The sequence below is a fragment of the Bacillus sp. DB-2 genome (genome assembly GCF_003315125.1).
GTDB lineage: Bacteria > Bacillota > Bacilli > Bacillales > Bacillaceae_G > Bacillus_A > Bacillus_A mycoides.
Genome location: NZ_QNRN01000007.1, coordinates 221,375 through 240,678, shown reverse-complemented (window position 1 = coordinate 240,678; position 19,304 = coordinate 221,375). Strand labels below are relative to the sequence as shown.

The 19,304-nt window shown below is 36.3% G+C and carries 23 protein-coding genes and 3 pseudogenes; 1 reads left to right on the top strand and 25 read right to left on the bottom strand.

Annotated features, from left to right (window positions below):
* Positions 1–12: 12 nt before the first annotated feature.
* From panD to DET63_RS14370, 10 genes are all read right to left on the bottom strand, one after another.
* Positions 13–396: an aspartate 1-decarboxylase gene (gene panD, locus DET63_RS14415; protein WP_000490176.1), complete on the bottom strand. Its 384-nt coding sequence runs from the start codon at positions 394–396 to the stop codon at positions 13–15.
* A 12-nt stretch (positions 397–408) separates the two neighbouring features.
* Entirely contained in the window at positions 409–1,257 is an 849-nt protein-coding gene (panC, locus tag DET63_RS14410) for a pantoate--beta-alanine ligase (RefSeq protein ID WP_002086591.1), read from the bottom strand.
* Positions 1,257–2,093: a 3-methyl-2-oxobutanoate hydroxymethyltransferase gene (panB, locus tag DET63_RS14405; protein WP_113937062.1), complete on the bottom strand. Its 837-nt coding sequence runs from the start codon at positions 2,091–2,093 to the stop codon at positions 1,257–1,259. Before panB ends, panC begins: the two co-directional genes overlap by 1 nt.
* A gap of 342 nt (positions 2,094–2,435) precedes the next feature.
* Positions 2,436–3,416 carry a biotin--[acetyl-CoA-carboxylase] ligase gene (locus tag DET63_RS14400; protein WP_002086594.1) on the bottom strand — a complete coding sequence of 327 codons (981 nt, stop codon included), beginning with the start codon at positions 3,414–3,416 and terminating at the stop codon, positions 2,436–2,438.
* Entirely contained in the window at positions 3,401–4,594 is a 1,194-nt protein-coding gene (locus DET63_RS14395; RefSeq protein WP_113937061.1) for a CCA tRNA nucleotidyltransferase, read from the bottom strand. The genes DET63_RS14400 and DET63_RS14395 overlap by 16 nt, the downstream gene beginning before the upstream one ends.
* Positions 4,581–5,726, bottom strand: coding sequence for an N-acetyl-alpha-D-glucosaminyl L-malate synthase BshA (gene bshA / locus DET63_RS14390; protein ID WP_002086596.1), 1,146 nt, complete (start codon positions 5,724–5,726; stop codon positions 4,581–4,583). Before bshA ends, DET63_RS14395 begins: the two co-directional genes overlap by 14 nt.
* Positions 5,723–6,427, bottom strand: coding sequence for a bacillithiol biosynthesis deacetylase BshB1 (gene bshB1 / locus DET63_RS14385; protein ID WP_002011848.1), 705 nt, complete (start codon positions 6,425–6,427; stop codon positions 5,723–5,725). Before bshB1 ends, bshA begins: the two co-directional genes overlap by 4 nt.
* An 11-nt stretch (positions 6,428–6,438) precedes the next feature.
* Complete coding sequence (gene mgsA / locus DET63_RS14380; RefSeq protein ID WP_000684753.1) at positions 6,439–6,834, bottom strand: methylglyoxal synthase; 396 nt, start codon at positions 6,832–6,834, stop codon at positions 6,439–6,441.
* 14 nt (positions 6,835–6,848) lie between these two features.
* Positions 6,849–7,649: a dihydrodipicolinate reductase gene (gene dapB, locus DET63_RS14375; RefSeq protein ID WP_002126457.1), complete on the bottom strand. Its 801-nt coding sequence runs from the start codon at positions 7,647–7,649 to the stop codon at positions 6,849–6,851.
* The gene (locus tag DET63_RS14370; protein WP_002011846.1) at positions 7,646–7,990 is read right to left on the bottom strand and encodes a nucleotide pyrophosphohydrolase; all 345 of its coding nucleotides are present in this window, start codon (positions 7,988–7,990) and stop codon (positions 7,646–7,648) included. Before DET63_RS14370 ends, dapB begins: the two co-directional genes overlap by 4 nt.
* Positions 7,991–8,381: 391 nt before the next feature.
* On the opposite strand from DET63_RS14370, the gene DET63_RS14360 reads away from it, so the two are divergent.
* The gene (locus DET63_RS14360; protein WP_113937060.1) at positions 8,382–9,263 is read left to right on the top strand and encodes a YitT family protein; all 882 of its coding nucleotides are present in this window, start codon (positions 8,382–8,384) and stop codon (positions 9,261–9,263) included.
* 28 nt (positions 9,264–9,291) lie between these two features.
* On the opposite strand, the gene DET63_RS30265 is transcribed toward DET63_RS14360, so the two are convergent.
* From DET63_RS30265 to DET63_RS14290, 15 genes and pseudogenes are all read right to left on the bottom strand, one after another.
* Positions 9,292–9,468 carry a hypothetical protein gene (locus DET63_RS30265; protein WP_181777919.1) on the bottom strand — a complete coding sequence of 59 codons (177 nt, stop codon included), beginning with the start codon at positions 9,466–9,468 and terminating at the stop codon, positions 9,292–9,294.
* Between the two features lie 248 nt (positions 9,469–9,716).
* On the bottom strand, positions 9,717–9,878 hold the full coding sequence (locus DET63_RS30260) for a hypothetical protein (protein ID WP_181777918.1): 162 nt from the start codon (positions 9,876–9,878) through the stop codon (positions 9,717–9,719).
* Positions 9,879–10,014: 136 nt separating this feature from the next.
* Positions 10,015–10,440 (bottom strand): annotated as a pseudogene (locus tag DET63_RS14355) (uracil-DNA glycosylase); the annotation flags it as partial.
* A gap of 156 nt (positions 10,441–10,596) precedes the next feature.
* On the bottom strand, positions 10,597–11,676 hold the full coding sequence (locus DET63_RS14350) for an RNA-guided endonuclease TnpB family protein (RefSeq protein WP_113937059.1): 1,080 nt from the start codon (positions 11,674–11,676) through the stop codon (positions 10,597–10,599).
* Positions 11,677–11,681: 5 nt separating this feature from the next.
* A pseudogene (gene tnpA / locus DET63_RS14345) lies at positions 11,682–11,980 on the bottom strand (IS200/IS605 family transposase); the annotation flags it as partial.
* 186 nt (positions 11,981–12,166) lie between these two features.
* A pseudogene (locus tag DET63_RS14340) lies at positions 12,167–12,385 on the bottom strand (uracil-DNA glycosylase family protein); the annotation flags it as partial.
* Between the two features lie 133 nt (positions 12,386–12,518).
* Entirely contained in the window at positions 12,519–13,199 is a 681-nt protein-coding gene (locus DET63_RS14335; RefSeq protein ID WP_113937058.1) for a zinc metallopeptidase, read from the bottom strand.
* Between the two features lie 105 nt (positions 13,200–13,304).
* On the bottom strand, positions 13,305–14,090 hold the full coding sequence (gene ypjB / locus DET63_RS14330; protein ID WP_002168786.1) for a sporulation protein YpjB: 786 nt from the start codon (positions 14,088–14,090) through the stop codon (positions 13,305–13,307).
* A gap of 107 nt (positions 14,091–14,197) precedes the next feature.
* Positions 14,198–14,884, bottom strand: coding sequence for a lipoprotein intramolecular transacylase Lit (gene lit, locus DET63_RS14325; RefSeq protein ID WP_113937057.1), 687 nt, complete (start codon positions 14,882–14,884; stop codon positions 14,198–14,200).
* 25 nt (positions 14,885–14,909) lie between these two features.
* Complete coding sequence (lhaT, locus tag DET63_RS14320) at positions 14,910–15,500, bottom strand: lipoprotein heptaprenylglyceryl N-acetyltransferase LhaT (protein ID WP_002086612.1); 591 nt, start codon at positions 15,498–15,500, stop codon at positions 14,910–14,912.
* Positions 15,501–15,999: 499 nt separating this feature from the next.
* On the bottom strand, positions 16,000–16,767 hold the full coding sequence (gene qcrC, locus DET63_RS14310; RefSeq protein WP_002011836.1) for a menaquinol-cytochrome c reductase cytochrome b/c subunit: 768 nt from the start codon (positions 16,765–16,767) through the stop codon (positions 16,000–16,002).
* A 43-nt stretch (positions 16,768–16,810) separates the two neighbouring features.
* The gene (gene qcrB, locus DET63_RS14305) at positions 16,811–17,485 is read right to left on the bottom strand and encodes a menaquinol-cytochrome c reductase cytochrome b subunit (RefSeq protein ID WP_000932700.1); all 675 of its coding nucleotides are present in this window, start codon (positions 17,483–17,485) and stop codon (positions 16,811–16,813) included.
* Entirely contained in the window at positions 17,486–17,998 is a 513-nt protein-coding gene (gene qcrA / locus DET63_RS14300) for a menaquinol-cytochrome c reductase iron-sulfur subunit (RefSeq protein WP_002135282.1), read from the bottom strand. It abuts the gene before it with no gap.
* Positions 17,999–18,142: 144 nt separating this feature from the next.
* On the bottom strand, positions 18,143–18,598 hold the full coding sequence (locus DET63_RS14295; protein WP_002064531.1) for a YpiF family protein: 456 nt from the start codon (positions 18,596–18,598) through the stop codon (positions 18,143–18,145).
* A 153-nt stretch (positions 18,599–18,751) separates the two neighbouring features.
* On the bottom strand, positions 18,752–19,288 hold the full coding sequence (locus DET63_RS14290; RefSeq protein ID WP_002086615.1) for a ReoY family proteolytic degradation factor: 537 nt from the start codon (positions 19,286–19,288) through the stop codon (positions 18,752–18,754).
* Positions 19,289–19,304 lie beyond the last annotated feature (16 nt).

Here is a 19,304-nt window from a genome sequence, read left to right as displayed (position 1 = left end):
TAGCCTTCCTACTTATAATATCGTGCCAGCTTTTTCAGCACCTAACATTTCAATAATTTGATTATCATCGTCTAATACTGCAATTTTCGGCTCTTGTTTATGAATATTTTCTTCTGCCACTAAACCATAGCAAATAATAATAACTTTATCACCCGGTTGTACAAGCCTTGCAGCTGCACCATTTAAACACACAACACCGCTACCGCGCTCTCCTTTAATAACATATGTCTCTAAGCGAGCTCCATTGTTGTTATTTACAATTTGTACTTTTTCATTTTCTACAATATTTACCGCATCCATTAAATCTTCATCAATTGTAATACTACCTACATAATTTAAATTTGCTTCTGTTACAGTTGCACGATGTAACTTCGCTCTCATCATTGTGCGAAACATAGATGCTCCCCCTTATTTCCCCATTAATGTTATATTGTCAATTAATCGTACATTTTCAAACTTAACTGCAATCGCTAAAATGATTCTTCCTTCAATTTTATTTATTGCTTTTAAAGAAGGATATGCATATAAATCAGCATAATCTACAGTGCCTTTCGTATACTTCTCAATATGCTCTTTCACAAGATTCATAATGATTTCCGGATTACGTTCGCCTGCCTCAATTCGTTCTTTCGCTATACATAGACTGCCGTATAAATGAGGAGCCTCTTCACGTTCTTCTAGTGATAAATACACATTACGAGAACTTTTCGCTAATCCATCTTCTTCCCTTACAATATCAACTGGTACGATCGTAACGGGAATATTAAAATCAGTTACGAATCCTTCAATTACAGCTACTTGCTGTGCATCTTTCATACCGAAATAAGCACGCGTTGGCAATGTAATATTAAATAGTTTCATTAGTACAGTCGCAACACCAGCGAAATGACCAGGTCTTTGTTTGCCACATAATACGTCGGTACGCTTCACAACTTCTACTGTTGTCGTTTGTTCTGCTGGATACATCTCTTCTACACTCGGATAAAATAAATAATCAACACCATTTTCTTTTGCTACATTTTCATCTCTATCAATATCACGTGGGTATCGATCTAAATCTTCATTTGGTCCAAATTGTAGTGGATTTACAAATACACTTAAAACTACAATTTCATTTTCTTCCCTTGCCTTACGTAGTAACGTAGCATGCCCTTCGTGTAAATACCCCATCGTTGGAACAAAACCGATACTTTTTCCACTTGCATGCAGTTCGTTTGTAATTTGCTGCATCTCTTGCACTGTAGTTATGATTTTCATTATTGTTTTCCTCCGTATAACGCTAAGCACTCTTCCTCTTTCATTGTGAATGAATGTTTTTCTTCAGGAAATTGCCCTGTCTTTACTTCAGTAACGTATTGCGAAATCCCTCGCACAATCTCCTCTTGAACAGACGTATATTGCTTCACAAATTTCGGAACACGATTTACGCCGTACGAGATAAGATCGTGGTATACAAGAACTTGCCCATCTACTTTTTGTCCTGCTCCAATTCCGATTGTAGGAATTGTTAACTGCTCTGAAATAAGTTCTGCTAATTGCATTGGCACACATTCTAGCACAAGTGCTATCGCACCAGCTTCCTCACATTTCTTTGCATCTTCTATTAATTTTTTTGCACTTTCAGCATCTTTCCCTTGTACTTTATACCCACCTAGCACTCCTACAGATTGAGGAGTTAAACCTAAATGCGCCACAACGGGAATTCCCGCATTCGTTAAGTAGTGAATAGTTGATATAACTTCTCCAGCACCTTCTACCTTTAATGCATGTGCCCCGCTCTCTTGAACAATGCGACGTGCATTAATCATCGTATCTTGCAATGAGACATGATAAGACATAAATGGCATATCAGTTACAATAAACGTCTCTTTCGCTCCGCGGCGTACAGCTTTCGTATGATGAATCATATCCTCTACTGTTACTGGAACTGTTGAATCATACCCAAGTACAACCATTCCTAGAGAATCACCCACTAAAATCATATCGACTTTAGCTTCTTCTGCTAATTTAGCAGATGGATAATCATACGCCGTTAGCATTGTAATCGGCTCACCTTGCTCTTTCATTTTCAAAAAATCTGTTGTTGTTTTCAAAAACTACTCCTCCTTTATGCAGGAGAGAGGAGATGGCCGAAATCATATAAAAAACCCCTCTGGCCATAAAAGGGCAGAAGGGTTGTGTGTTAGTCGGCATTATTCATCCCTCTGTCCCAGTCCGTTATTGGATCAAGGCAGAATCCAAATTATTATTTTTTCATACTGCGTAAAATAATGGTGCAGTTCGCTTTGATACTGCCCATATTCGAACTAATTATAGCAAACTCTGAAAAGGAATTGCTACATTTTTTCGAAAAAATAATTTTCTATCCCTATTACGGTATGTGAAATTTATTAGTATCTAAATGACAAAAAGAAGCTCCAAAATAGGAACTTCTTTTACTTAATTTCTATATCAGCAGAATGAATGTGGTGCACTTGTCCTTGATGATCCTCAAGTAACAATACACCATCCTCCGTAATTCCTTTTGCTAGCCCATTAATAGTTTCCTTCATCGTTCGAGCTGTAATTTCTTTTCCGATACTTACTGCGTAACTTTCCCAAAGAATTTTAATAACAGAGAAGCCATTTTTTAAATACTCTTCATACAATTTCTCTAGTTGCAAGAAAATTTGTTGCATAAGTTCCGCACGAACAATCGGCTTACCCGATTCAATTGCTAATGAAGTTGCAATTTGCTGAATTTCCTCATCAAAATGTTCTTGTTTCTGATTTGCATTAATGCCAATTCCCATAATAACAGCATTAATTTTATCTGGATCAGCTTGCATCTCCGTTAATATACCGACAGCTTTTTTACCTTGAATTAAAATATCATTCGGCCATTTAATCCCTACGTTTACACCGGTACATTTTTCAATTGCTTGCGCTACGCTAACAGCTGCTAATAAAGTAAGCTGTGGTGCATGATGAACTGGAATCGAGGGACGCAAAATAATACTCATCCAAATTCCTGTTCCTTTTGGGGAATACCATTTTCTACTTAAACGTCCTCTACCTGCTGTTTGTTCTTCAGCAACGACAATTGTTCCCTCTTCTGCGCCTTCATAAGCAAGTCTCGCTGCAATATGCTGAGTAGACTCAACCGATTCTTCAAAATAAACCGTTCTACCGATACGCTCTGTTTGTAATCCTAATTGAATCTCATTCGCTGTTACTTTATCTGGTTTACTAGCAATTCGGTACCCTAAGCGGCGTACAGCTTCTAGTTCATACCCTTCATTACGAAGGTCCTCCATATGCTTCCATACAGCGGTTCTCGAACAACCAAGTTTGTCACTAAGTATTTGACCAGATACAAATGCACCATCTGCTTCAGAAAAAACTTGTAATAACTGCTTTCTTATAGTAGATTGCATCTTTGTAGCCACTCCCTTATATCCTCTTTCTTATTAACTAAATCTCCTTGTACGATTGCTTCTTCAATATTTTGAAGCATTTCGGCAACCCACGGACCTGGCTTTTTATCTGTCCAGCTTAATAAATCATTACCAGTCACATTCATTTCTTGACGATTTTTTATCGGCAATGCATGAAATAATGATTGTACTTGCTTAACAGACGCACTATTATAACTTTCTATTATCGCTTCATATACTCTTTCCGCCATCTCAGCGATGCGAATCCCAGTTTTATAAAGAAGGATTGTATCCCACTCCTTCTCCTTTCTAGAACGAATTGCTAATATAACCGCTACGATATCTTTAATCTTTTTATTCGAGAACTTCCATTGTCGCAAAAAGACAGATGGATGCTCTTCTCCGATACAATATAAGAAAAATGCCCAAGCCTCAACGTCTGTTTCAAAAGAATCCCATTTATACTGCGTAGCTTTCAAGAGTCTTTCTTCTGACATTTGCAAATATGGCAGATGAGAAAATAGCTTAGTTTCTACTAACTCTTGAAGACCATTCACACAATATGTACCGGTCAACAATTTTTCAAATTCAACTGTAATTCTTTCAATCGCTATATGTTCGAGCAAATGCCCATACGTTTCAATTGCTTGTTTCGTCTTTATTTCCAAAGAGAAACCTAACGTACTTACGAACCGAATACCACGCATCATTCGCAGTGCGTCTTCTTGAAAACGGTCTGCAGCATCTCCAACCGTTGTAATTTCCTTCAGACGAATCGCTTCTTTCCCAGCAAATAAATCCACCATTTCGCCTTCCTTTGTCATTGCAATTGCATTCATCGTGAAATCACGTCGTTTTAAATCCTCTTCTAATGAACGGACAAATTGAACACTACTAGGTCTTCGAAAATCTTCATATTCGCTTTCTGTTCGAAAAGTAGTTACCTCATACGGTTCACCATTTTCTACAACAATTACAGTTCCATGCTCAAGACCAACCGGAACATGTCTTGGGAAAATAGCCATTACTTCTTCTGGTAAAGCAGATGTTGCGATATCGATATCTCCAATCGGTCTATCGATAATAAGATCGCGTACACTTCCACCAACGAAGTAAGCCTCATGTCCGTGCTGTTTTAACATCTCAATAATTGAACTAGCTTTTTTAAATCTTTCCATTCTTGTCATCCCTTAGTATGTCATAATAAATCGCCTCATACTGTGAAACGATTTTTTCCGAACGAAACTGCTCATATACAGATTTCATCGCTCGCTCTCCCATATTACGGTGAAGTTCTTCATTTTCTAGTAGCTGAATTGCTTGCTTAGCTATTCCGTCTGTATCTCCAACTTCACATATATATCCTGTTTCACCATGTTGAATGACCTCTGGAATGCCCCCAACCCTCGTTCCGATACTAGGCACACCACACGCCATCGCTTCTAATATAACAAGACCAAAACTTTCCTTTTCTGATAAAAGTAGCATTAAATCACTCATCGCAAGAAGCTCTGCAACATTATCTTGCTTTCCTAGGAATAAGACACGTTCCTCAATATGTAAACTTTTCACCAATTGTAAAATAGTACAGAACTCTGGTCCATCACCAACAAGAAGCAATTTCGCATCTACTTCCTTTACAATTTTGGCAAATGACTGCACAACATCCTGTACACGCTTAACCTTTCGGAAATTTGAAATATGAATCAACACTTTTTCATTTTCTCGTATACCATATTCTTTTTTTAATTGAGACATATCACGTTTGAAATAAACACGTTCATCTACAAAATTGTATACCGTCTCAATTTCTTTATCTGGTTTTACAAGTTCATTTGTTTCTTCAATTAACGAATGTGACACAGCTGTAACAACATCAGATTGTTCAATACCAAAGCGAATTAAATTATTTAACGAAGGGTCGGAACCTAACACAGTAATATCCGTTCCATGTAAGGTCGTAACAATTTTAATACGCTCCCCAATCATTTGTTTTGCTAAATATGCACAAATAGCATGAGGGATTGCATAATGCACATGTAAAATATCAAGGTTTTCTCTTTGAGCAACCTCTGCCATTTTACTCGCTAATGCTAAATCGTAAGGTGGATATTGAAAAACAGAATATTGATTTACTGTTACTTCGTGAAAATAAATATTCGGGTACACTTTATTCAACCGAAATGGTACACCCGATGTAATAAAATGAATTTCATGCCCGCGTTCCGCCAATTGCTTTCCTAACTCTGTCCCAACAACCCCAGAACCACCTACAGAAGGATAACATGTAATACCTATTTTCAATTTCATTTACATCCCCCTATTAAATCAGCATGTAATAAAACCGGTTTCTTACTCATAAATCCTTCGGCATACAGCACTCCAACTTCTTTCCCAAACATCTTCTCCCGAGCGATTACAGTTTCAACGTATCCTTCGGTTAATGGCGTCTTAACACCATCACTCCCTGTTGAAAACTGACTTTCATACGCTTCTAACGCTTCCACCTTTTTAGAAAGGTATTCACTAATATCTATACAAAAATTCGGTTTATGAAAACCATTAATCATATAATTATAAAAAGACTCTACACGGTGCGGCGGAAGTTCAGGCATATATTTACGAATTCCCGCTGAAAAGATAGCTTCTTCCACAAGTTTCGCGCAATTAGCATGGTCTGGATGACGATCTTCGTAGTATGGTGCGAAAATTAGTGTTGGTTTATATGTACGAATAATCTTTACAATTTCACGTATATATTCTTCTTTCATATACAAACCACGGTCTGGCATTGCTAAATTAATTCTCGTTTTTACTCCCATAATACGAGCTGCAGCCTTTGCTTCTTCTTTTCTTAGTTCTACCGTTCCATTTGAAGAAAGATCAGCTTCTGTTAAATCGCAAATGCCTACTTCATATCCTTGCTTCGTATACTTTGCAATGGTACCTGCCATGCCGATTTCAACATCATCGGCATGAGCACCAAACGCTAATATATGTAATCCACTCATAATTGTTCCCCTCATTTTCTTAACTTTCGGTAATCTAAATCTCCCCGCTCTAATGCATGCATTAGCATTTCAGCACTTGCCATATTTGTTGCTAATGGGATGGCGTATACATCACATAAACGAAGTAACGCATTAACATCTGGTTCATGCGGCTGGGCTGTTAGTGGATCCCGGAAAAAAATCACCATATCCATCTCATTTTTTGCAATCATTGCACCAATTTCTTGATCGCCACCAAGAGGACCGGATTGATATCTTGTTACAACTAAACCAGTTGCCTCCATAATACGAAGTCCTGTCGTTCCTGTTGCAAAAAGTTCATGTTTTTCAAAAATTGGTTTATATGCGTATGCGAACGAAACCATATCATCTTTCTTTTTGTCATGTGCGATTAAGGCAATTTTCATCCGTTGTCTCCCCTTTAGTCGATAATATTTTCTAAACCGTACACAAGATGATCAAGGTTCATTACTGTTTCAATTGATAGTTTTACACCTGACATAAATGATGCACGGTTGAATGAATCATGACGAACTGTTAACATTTGTCCATCTCCGCCGAACATTACTTCTTGGTGTGCAATAAGCCCTGGTAGACGTACGCTATGAATGTGAATACCGTCTACATTTGCACCACGTGCCCCTTCTAATTGTTCCGTTTCATTAGGATGCCCTTGCTCTTTTGGCACACGATTTTGACGGATTAATTCTACTGTTTTTACAGCTGTACCAGATGGTGCGTCTAATTTTTGATCATGGTGTAATTCAATTACTTCAACATCTTGGAAGTACTTCGCTGCCATTTGTGAAAATTTCATCATAAGAACTGCACCAATCGCAAAATTTGGAGCGATAATTGTTCCTACTTCTTTTTCTTTTGCGTTTTCTGTTAATTGCTTTAGTTCTTCTTCAGTAAATCCAGTTGTACCAATAACTGATCGAAGTCCACGTTCAACTGCAAGTGTCACATGTTTCTTTCCAATTTCTGGTGTTGTTAAATCTAACAATACATCTGCTTCTACTTCATCTAAACAAGTATGTAAATCCGCGTAAATAGGTGCATCTAGCGCTGGCATTCCCGGTAAATCAGAAATTTTTTCTCCGCCATGCTTATAATCAATTGCTGCTACTAAATTGAAATGCGCTGTTCTTTCCATAAGAAGGACTGCTTCATATCCCATGCGTCCTCGTGGTCCAGCGATAATTACTTTAATTTCTTTCATGCGTCTTTCTCTCCCTCATCAATACGTGTCCAACGATCTTTATCACGTGTATTAAATTTATTCATTACAATGTTATGCGCTGTTTCTAAATCAATATTTAAACTATTTGCCATACAAATCATAACAAATAAAACATCTCCAAGCTCTTCCTCAACACTTCGTTCTTTCTCAGTCGTTTTCTTTGGTTTCTCACCATAATAATGATTAACCTCTCTTGCAAGCTCTCCCATTTCTTCAGTTAAACGAGCCATCATTGCAAGCGGACTAAAATAACCTTCTTTAAATTGACCGATATATGCATCTACTTCTTTCTGCATATCTTTCATCGTTTTTGCTTCCATACTAGTCACCTCTTATTCCTTCCTCTTTCATGTTAGCCAATTCATCGCGATTTGACAAATATTATTCCCTCATATCACTATTTACGACTCTTTTTAGGATAGACTATAATAAAGTGAAACTTCTTTTGCGTGATTTTTGCAAAAAATCAGCCTGAACCAATCGGGTCCCTGCGGCTGGTTCGACCTTTTCTTCTTCGCTTTTCCCTCTACCAGTCGTTGGGACGGGATAAAGTGAAACTTTCTTTTGCATTTTTTCCACACAATATCAGGCTGAACTAATTAAGCTCTTATACCATTCTCTATTTTTACTATCAACTAGAAATAACTTATTATTATGTTCTATCGTTTAAGAGGAGCAATGCAATCATTACATAATTAGGGGGATTTCTAAATGACATCAAATTTGAAGATTCGAAATATCATTTTTATTTTAATCGGTTCCGCTATTTTTTCTTTCGGTATTGTGAATATCAATATTGAAAATCATCTTGCAGAGGGTGGATTTACCGGCATTACGCTATTATTATATTTTAAATTTTCACTTGATCCTTCCTATACAAACTTAATTTTAAACGTCCCTCTATTTTTCATTGGCTGGAAATTACTCGGCCGAACAACATTTTTATACACATTAATCGGTACATTTAGCGTCTCTTTATTCCTTTGGGTGTTTCAGCGCTACGAGGTTCTCAACTTACATTTAAACTTGCAAAAGGATATGACACTGGCTGCTTTATTCGCTGGGGCATTTATCGGCATAGGACTTGGAATTATATTCAAATACGGCGGGACTACTGGCGGTGTTGATATTATCGCAAGGCTAGCTCACAAATATGTTGGCTGGAGTATGGGAAAAACGATGTTTATGTTTGATGCGGTCGTTATCATTATCTCTATTCTTACATATTTATCATATCGCGAGGGCATGTATACGTTAGTTGCTGTTTTTATCGGGGCTAAGGTTATTGATTTCATGCAAGAAGGTGCTTATGCAGCAAAAGGAGCAACTATTATTTCTGATAAAAACGATGAAATTGCTTCAAAAATTTTATCAGAAATGGAGCGCGGAGCAACCTTTTTAAAAGCAGTTGGATCCTATACAAAAATAGAACGTAATGTACTATATTGTGTTGTTGCTAAAAATGAAATCGTAAAATTAAAAAATATCATTATTTCAGTAGATCCACATGCCTTTGTCGCTGTAAGTGATGTACACGATGTTGTTGGTGAAGGATTTACATTAGATGAAAATAAAAAACCGTTACATAATTAAAAGGCTATCATTTTTGATAGCCTTTTAGTTATGCCGTAACCACATCTGGTGTAATTTCTTCAGCTTCTTCACTCTCTGTAAACTGTACCTTATCAAAAGAATTTACTATTGTTTTATGACTGTGAAATAAATATTCAAATTCTTTTCTCTTTCTATTTGCAGAATACATTAATTGATACATCTTAGTAGGTACTTCAGAGTACATTTTTGCAATTTCTTCATTAAAATCATAAGTTGTAATCCAATGATAATCACATAATCTTAAAATCTGTTCGCTAAGTTCTACATGATTTTCGTGATTAAAGAAATTAGTATATAAATTCTTTCCCTGTTTATAATACGGTGGATCAAAGAAAATAAATGTCTCCTCAGATCTTAATTTTTCTATAATTACATCTTTTATAAATTTTTTTGCATCTTGATTTGATACATATATATTTTCTTTTTTACCTGCTATTGAATAGATGCCGCCAAATTAACCACATCAAAATTATCTATGAGGAAATCAAGTATATTCTCTTGAGATAACTCATCAACGAAAACCCGTGGATTTTCTTCATCTAAATAAATATCTGCCACATTTAATCTTTCTATTTTCCAATTTAAATACCCCATAATTCATACTCCTAATTATAAAAAAATTTAAATACTGATATAATCATACTTTTTTATTATGACATTTTATGAACCATAATTATACATTAATATTCATTTTTCCCAATTCTTAATATTCACTCTTACAATAAACTTCTTAGCCTAAAATATTTTTCAACCTTTCTAAATCCTCATAAATCAACTCCAATAAACTGCGATTATAAAAAATTGAAGCCGGATGAAAAGTAGGAAATATATTATATTCTTTTTCAGTCCATATAAACTCTGCCTGTTGTATATTCTTTAGCTTTTGGATCGGCTGCTTTAATAATTGTCCGTGAACATCTGTAATCTTTTTATTATTTCCGGCTAAACGCTTTAACGCAATATTACCAAGCGTCACGATAACTGGCGAATCCATATGTGCCAATTCATAATCTAACAATGGCGCATGGACAAGTATCTCACTTTGATTCGGTGTTCTATTGTACTTCTTTTGTATTATTTCGCCGCTTCGCTCTCTTTTCTCTCTCCACTTATACGGCCTACTCCGAACCGCACTCGTAATATATACTTCTTCCCTTTTGAGACTCCCACGACTAAAGTCGCAAGCCCGAATCCTTACGGATTTACGGGTGGGATTCTTGAATGACTAAACGTTCGCAGTCCATTTCTGTTTTAAACAGCCTTCAAGATGAGGGCATCTCATTGCCCCTCCTAAACCAGACCATATAGGTGCTTAGGCTGATTGACTGTTACCATCAATCACAGGTGCGTAGCGAATATTCATCGCCCCAACGATATCACGATGTGTCCCAAACCCACATGGACACTTGTACTTTCTGTCTTGTGCCTTATTCTTTTCAGCGCATTTCGGACAGCTTTGACTTGTATAAGCCGGATTTACATATTCAACCTGAATACCAACTAATGTTGCTTTATACGCAATAAATCGTGACAAACGATAGAATGACCAAGCGTGTAAGTTTTTTTCGTTTTTACGGCTTGTTCTTGCCGTCTGTCTTATATTCGTTAGTTGCTCTAAACGAATGACAGAAATATGATTTGCAATCGCAAAATCAATGATTTCACGACTTATTTTGTGATCTTTATCTTGCATCCATCTTTGTTCTTTATCATCAAATCGCCGAATCGCATTCACTTTTTTGTCTTTTCCTAACTTCTTACGAACACTACGAAACTTACGCTTCCTATATTTATTTTGCCTACCATTCCCAAAGAAACGAACCTTGTCATCGTCTGTGATTGCTACCGCAGGGACTTTGAGACCTAGGTCTACTCCTAAAATTTTCGCCCCTGCTCTTTCATTTGTAGGAAGTGTGACAGATATTTGGGCCATCCACTTATTCGATTTCTTTGTGATACGAAGTGTACCTAACTTATGTTTTAACAAGTCCAAATTGCGATTTGTTTTATCGATTAATAAAGCACGGACCTTTAAACGAGTTGACTTTCCTTTTACCTTAAACGGGATTGAAATATGAGTGGAGTCAAATGAATAATTTTGATTGTTCCATACACAAACAGGCCTCTTTAAAATCGGAATGATTTTACACTTGCTTTTCTTTACTTTTGTAGCAAACAAACTTTTCGCGTCTTTAATTGCTTGATTCTTCACCGCACTTGGAATATTAGCTTCAATATCCTTTGTGCTTTTTTTCGTGCTTTTCTTTGCTTCAACCATTTCCAATATAAGTGTATTTATAACTTTAATATACTCGTGGCTACTTTGTTCCAATAAACGGATTTGTTCTTTTGTGGGAAGCAATTTCACTTTCACTGTTAGGGTCTGTGACATACGTTTCACCCCTTTGTTTTTTGATTCTCAACATACTGTTTTATTGTCTCATTTGATACATTTCCAGCAGTAGAAACAAAATGGGAACGTGTCTATAAACTTTGCAAGTGCATGTGATGAGGGAATTCTTCTCTCAAACGCTTTGATGTCACTTCTTTTATTTTTGCCATTGTATCAGCAGGACTAAGTGTTGACAGTGTATTTAAAACAAATGAACGTGGTTGGTATCCTATTCCATTGCGATACTAACAATATCAAGTTCGTTACATATCTCTTCAACCAACACTTTGAAACGTTCTTCTATAATCATTTATCATAGTTACAATGTATCATTTATTTCCGAAAAATCACAACAAACAGACCCAAAGAAACTACCTATACTTTGGATACTTAAAGTACCACGAACCTTACGATTTATAGTGGTACTCCGTATCCAACCTCACTTTCATCCCATGCCTAAAGGCAATGGGCTTTCTCGTTCGGAAAGGGCTGTAACGTGAATACGTTCTAAAAATTCCATTAAATGTTTTCCCGCTCTCCCACTAAATGGGATCCCATTATTAATTTCTGTTTCACCAGGTGCTTCTCCAACAAGCATTAATTTCGGGTTTTTAGGGCCCTGTCCACTTAAAAAACCTTCTAATTGGTATGTAGCACTACGCTCCTTCACTTGTTTAACTAAATAATATGGATATTCTATGTCCGTCACCTTCTTTCATCATTCCATACTTATCTTTATTTTAACTAGTTCTATACCCCATATTCTCTCTATTATTTCCATTTGTAACATATTATAAGATTCAATCCACAAAACAAAAAAAGACTATCAAAATTGATAGTCTTTAATCGTCGCTACGCTGCATACCAGTATAAATTAATACGAGACGTAATAATTCAAATACTGCTACAGCAGCTGCTGCTACATATGTTAATGCTGCCGCATTTAATACTTTACGAGCTTGACCGTACTCATCTGTTGATACGATACCAAGTGCTTCAATTTGTTGCATTGCGCGTTTTGATGCATCAAACTCAACTGGTAATGTAACAAGTTGGAAAATAACACCTGCTGCCATTAAAATAATTCCTAGTAACAACAAACCAGACATTTGTGCAAATACACCAATTAGGACAAAAACCCATGACATGTTTGAACCAAAATTAGCAACTGGCACTAACGAATGGCGTAAACGCATAAAGTTATAATCTTTCGCATCTTGAATTGCGTGTCCTACTTCATGTGCTGCTACAGCTGTACCAGCAACTGAATGACCATAATAGTTATCTGTCGATAATCTAACCGTCTTTACACGCGGGTCATAATGATCTGACAAATGACCTGGCGTTTCTTCTACGGCTACATTGTACAATCCATTTTCATCTAAAATTTTTCGAGCCACTTCCGCTCCTGTCATACCTGATGTTGAATAAACTTGTGAATACTTGCTATAGGCACTACGTACTTTTGACTGTGCATACAACGGTATGATCAAAATGATCGCGAAGTAAATTAAATAAAACATCATAAACCTCCATTGAAGTTTTAATTATAGTACTTCTCATTCTATTTTTTTCTTCCACCGTTGTCAATAAATAAACCTTACAATCCGTATCTTTATTTATGCGTATTATCTATCTTTAGAATGCAAGTTGCTTCTCCGCTTCTCTCTCTCCCCTTTATACTTTCTCCATCCAACATACGTTAAAGTGAACAAAATAAGTCCTCCAGTAATTGTCATAAACCAAATGAGAGAGGGAGCAATCTCATCTTTTTTTACTGTATGAAATATTTTTTGCAAATCACCTTTAATAATCCCTAGTTGCATTTGTCCACCTTTCGTTTTTAACATAACGTTACGAAATTCATCCAAATAAGATAAATGTGCATTTACACGCTGCGCTTCGTTTTCTGGCAGAGCAATCATTAAACTAGGATAAATAATATTAAATTCATTTAAAAATGTATTTAGCGTCTGTTGGAACTGTCCATCATCGTCTTTTTCCATCGCCTTTTCTACTTGAGAAAAAGCATTCATTATCTTTCTTTCTCTTTCCATCCAAAGTGGCTGATATTTAGATACTTGTGCATCAACAGCAAGTTGTAACGCTAACATATTATCCACTTTAACTTGCCTATCTGAATCTTCCGCGAGAGATTGTTTCGCCTTATCGTATGCTAAAGAAACGACTCTAATTTGTCCCGGAGTTACTTTTGAATTATTTTCATTCTCCTTTGATAGAAATTGCTCTGAGAAATGGTACAGTACTTGTATTGCCTTTTCATCTTCTTTTTTCTTCACTAACTGCAAAGAGTCATCTAGCAATCCAGTTAGTTCGCTCCACTCTTCAGCATATATACGTACTGGAAACATTATAATTAGAAATGCTATCAGTCCAATTAATGTTCTCTTCATCCCGGTCCCCCCTATAACTACTAGTACAAAATATGTGGAATTGGACAAGAATAGAACAGAACAAAACCAAAAAATATATTATCTCTATGAAAACAAAAAAATTCTCTTTAAACAGAGAATTTTTTCTTTGAAACCCTTTTCTTTTTCACTAAATATTTATACACACCGTAACAAAGCATGCTACCACCTAAAATCAATAATAAAATAATACATGCAGCATGCATAAAGAATTCTTCCGGTAACATTAAAATAACCGGATCTGTTTCAATATCAAACATCCAATAATCATTGCTAAATAAAAGCTTATGAAATAATACGAAACTCTTTTCAAAATTAATAGCAATTGGTAACGTAAGAGCTATTGGAAAAATAATTGTAAGAATCGCTCCGTGAAGTAAAAACTTTTCTTTTTTCTTTTTTAATAAATACGCTCCTCCTAATACAGCAATTACAATCGTTCCATACATTATATATTGAATCTTTACTAAAATATTTTTAACATCTACAAAATGAATGCGTCCATTTGTGGACATATCTAATGTCGGCAATTGTAATGCACCTTCATAAAACGGCGATAAATATGTAATAAGCACATCATAGTTTCTCTTAATTTCATCTTTCGTCATATCCGCTAAATCTGGAATATTTAAAAAATCAATTTCAAAATAATACAACCATTTTCCATATACAACTATCGTTGTCGCGAGAGCGAAAACAGAAAATGCTATGCTATAGGAAACTACTAAAGTGATCAATCGATCCAATATGTTTATACCGCTCTTATTTTTCTTCATTTTCTCCCCCTAAATGTCCTCACCATCATAAAGAAAACTGTTTTCGGTTCTCACGTAAGCAATAATAATATGTAATACACAGTACAGCAATACTTAACCAAAACGTAAAATAACCAATTTTCTCTACAAACAAATGCATAATCCCATATCTCGGCATTTGCCAAAATAAATAATCAATTGCATCATTATGTAATGTCCATATGCCAGCTACAGTGAAGTGCCATTTTTTTATCCGATAAAACGGAGCATATAACATTCCCTGCACTGCCATCGCAAAATGAGATAACATTAACATATATCCCATAAGGCCAATAGGGCCCTTTACATAAATCATAATTGCATTTACAACAACAGCCCAAACACCATATTTTATTAAAGTAACTATCGCTAGCGCTTCTATTAACCCCCAGTTCTTCTTCATCAAAAAAGCAATTAAAACAAAGACAAAAAAGAGAGTCGCCATAGGGCTATCTGGTACAAACGGCCAAAATATAGGTGAGGTTTCTTTTAATTGATTTCCATACCATATGAATCCGTAAATTGTACCTAATATGTTAACAACCAATAAAAATAATAGTACCGAACGTTGCCTTAACATTGCATACAAGTAAGCCAATCTGTATGTCCAACACCTTTCAAACAAAGTAATTCTTTCATCGAACTCTACTCTATTATATAGCAAACTTTCCGTCATCGTAGAGTAGAAAACTGAAACAGATTAAATTTTATTTAGGGATGGCTTTGCTATCCCTTTTCTGTTTCAGCTTCCCCTCATCAAATCGTACGTGAGGTTTTCCCTCATACAGCTTTCCGATGCTCTTCCTTCTTTAGCTTTCAGTTTGTTCTAGCTTCCTACTTTCACGAGTGTGTATGTTATTTTCTACATCAAGTCCTTGATACGACCATGTTTCTTTTCTTATTCCAGAAAAGGTTAAGCCGTTCTAAGACGTACCAATCTATTTTACCGAGCCACTTCTGTCCAATTGAAGATAGGCTATAATAATTTTTAAATCCTTGTAGAATTCTATTTAAACCTTTCACCATCAAACAGTGCCCAGCTTAGCTGAGCACGCAAAATAAAAAGCTGACCACAGATTTTGTAGTCAGCTTTTCTATTATTTTTTATTATACTTTGCAACGAATTCCGAAAGCTTTTTCAATTCCTCATCTGTACCTTTAAATACACCTTTAGGCATTGAACCTTTTCCATCTTTCGCAATTTTAGCGATTTCTTCTGGTTTTAAAGTTAAGTTTTGCAAAGCCGGTGCTGCCGCTCCGCCCTGTAAATTGTCACCATGACATGTTAAACAAGTATTTTTTTGCATCAACTTGTAGCCGTCATCATTTTTATCAACTGGTGCTGTTTTTACAATTGCTCCTTGTTTTTTTGCAGCTTCCCAATCGTGGTGTGCTACAGATTCCCAAGTTAAAAAAATAATCGATGCAATTGCTAAAAGCATAAACCCCGTTGCTACAGGACGCTTCAATGGTGCTCTTTCTGGGCCTCGATCTAGAAACGGAGCTAATAGTAACGCTCCAAACGCAATCCCCGGCATAATAAACGCACCAATTACAGTAAATGAGCCTGAAGCATACGAATACTTTAATAACTGATACAAGAATAAGAAATACCAATCTGGAAGTGGTATATATCCTGCATCTGTAGGATCCGCCATTCTCTCAAGCGGTGACGGATGCGCCACTGTTAAACATAAATAACCGACTAAAAAAACTGCACCAACCATCCATTCTTTTAACAAGAAATTCGGCCAAAACGCTTCTGTTTTCCCTGGATATTCAGAATAATCTTTCGGAATATTGGGTTTCCGGGCTACTGGTACCCGAGAATCTCCTACAAACTTCATCCCTTTGCCGCGATGCATAATCTCCCTCCTTTTGTTCTTTCCCCTTTAATTTAGCAATCTCTTATAGCGGACCGGAAATACCTTGTTTGCGAATCATGATGAAGTGGAAGGCCATTAAACCTAGAAGTGCTGCTGGTAAGAAGAAGACGTGAATAGCAAAGAAGCGAGTTAATGTTTGAGCGCCAACGATTTCGGAATGACCAGCGAGTAATGTTTTAATATAAGGACCAATGAGCGGCGTTTGCTCTGCAATTTGAATCCCTACTTTCGTAGCAAATAACGCTTTCATATCCCACGGTAATAAATATCCGGTAAAACCAAGACCTAACATAACAAAGAAAATAAGAACACCAACAATCCAGTTTAACTCACGAGGCTTTTTATACGCACCTTGGAAGAAAACTCTGAGTGTATGTAAAAACATCATTACAATTACGAGACTAGCGCCCCAGTGATGCATACCACGAACAATTTGTCCGTAAGCTACTTCATTTTGTAAATAATAAACCGACTCCCAAGCATTTTTAATATCCGGCACATAATACATCGTCAAAAACATTCCGGACAAAATTTGAATTACAGTAACGAAAAAGGTAAGTCCTCCAAAACAATAGACGAATGCAGAAAAGTGATGTGCCGGGTTAACATGCTCAGGTACTTCATGATCAGCGATATCACGCCATATCGGTGTAATATCTAAACGTTCGTCTACCCAATCATAAATTTTATTTAGCATCTACTTTGCACCCCCTCTTGGCTTCGCTTTTCCTAAATACAGCGTTCCATCTTTCACTTTAGACTCGTACACATCAAGCGGAGCAAGAGGCGGTGTGCCTTTAATGTTCATCCCATCTTTTGTGTAACGTCCCCCGTGACACGGGCAAAAGAATTGATTAGGATGTGCTTTGTCCGAATTCCAGTTCACTGTGCAACCTAAATGTTTACATACTGGAGAAAACGCAACAATTTCTCCACTTTCATCTTTATGCACCCAAGCAGATTTTGGCTCTTCAGACTTGTACCATCCGTCAACCTGCTTCACCTTAAAATCGAAGCGCTTCGGCTCTGTTGTAATATCCTTTACTTGCCCAACAGCAACCATATCTGTTCCCGCTTCTTTTCTTAACACCGGATCAAGCGCAAACCTCGTCATCGGCAGTAAAATACCCGCCGCCATAAAGCCTCCTACCCCTGTAAGTGTGTAATTTAAAAACTGTCTTCTTGACACACGATGTTCTTTCTCGCTCACGAAAATTTCCCCCCTCTATCAGAAATTGTCCCCTCGTGAAAAAATTATATAAAAAATAAAAACTAGGACACTATCATGATATAATACCCTCTTGTATAGGTCAATATCATACTACTCATAATAATAAGAACTTTCTGTTTATTATTATTTTATCCATCTTTCTTCCAACATTTCCATAATATTTTTTATGTGTGCACGAATAACTTCCCTTTTCGCTTGGTCACTAAATTGCTCTAATGATAACGATGGAAACCAAAATAAATCACCCTGCACATCTCTCATATCTTCTTTCCATGAAAAGTCACTTGTCACATAGGCAATATGCTTAAAACCTTGCCTTTGCAAATGATCTGTCCATTCTTGCAAACGGTCTTTTTCATTCTTTTGGCTCTCTACCAAATACGTAAATGCGGGCAGTAAAAGCACTCTTCCTTTATACTCCCTTTCCAACTCCATACTCAAAGCCTCAATAAATTCACCTTGCTCTACAACCATTTTCATCCCTTTTGCTGCCGAAATAGACAAAAGGGGTATAATCCCTGTATCTACATACTCCCTCGCTTGCTCAAACTGTTCTACATCTTTTACAATCCATTTCACCTTTTCTCCCCTCCTCCATTCGAAATAACAGAACTTTCACTTTATATATATTAAACCATACTAAAAGAGGTAAAAAAAGAAAAACTACCTATTATTAAGTAGTTTTTCTTAAAAAGTCTGAATTTCGTAAAGATTACATAATCAAAATGAATTCTATAAAATTTTCAACTCTGCTGTTAACCTATGAAATGCTTCCTTATCTTGCTTATCCAAAGCTTCATCAATTTGTTTCAAAAGACGTTCTCTTCTAAATGAGAATACACTTTCTTCTAAAAATCGTTCTGCAAGCAATCGATCTTTTTCATTCACTTCAATATGCTTTGGCAAATATGGGTTTTCTTCTAATACAGCTACATAGTTTGCATTTTGGAACGATGATTTAAAATTAAGCTGAATATAAATATCCTCATCTCGATTCAAACGAATATCATGAAACGATTTTTCTGCATCTGTTGTCATTACATTTTGTTTGAAAAAGTGAAACGGTGTGTCTTTCACACAATTTGCTGACATTACTAAGCCACGCGGACAATATTTTGCATGTTCTACGAAGTGGACTTTATGCATTAATTGATCGTGACTCATTAAATAATTCAAAATCCATACACATTCACGCTGTTTCAGTTGGTAATTATTCAAAAACCATTTTACAAAATCCTTCTTCTCGTTTACAGAAACAGGGGTATTCATAGCGATTAAGTCCCTC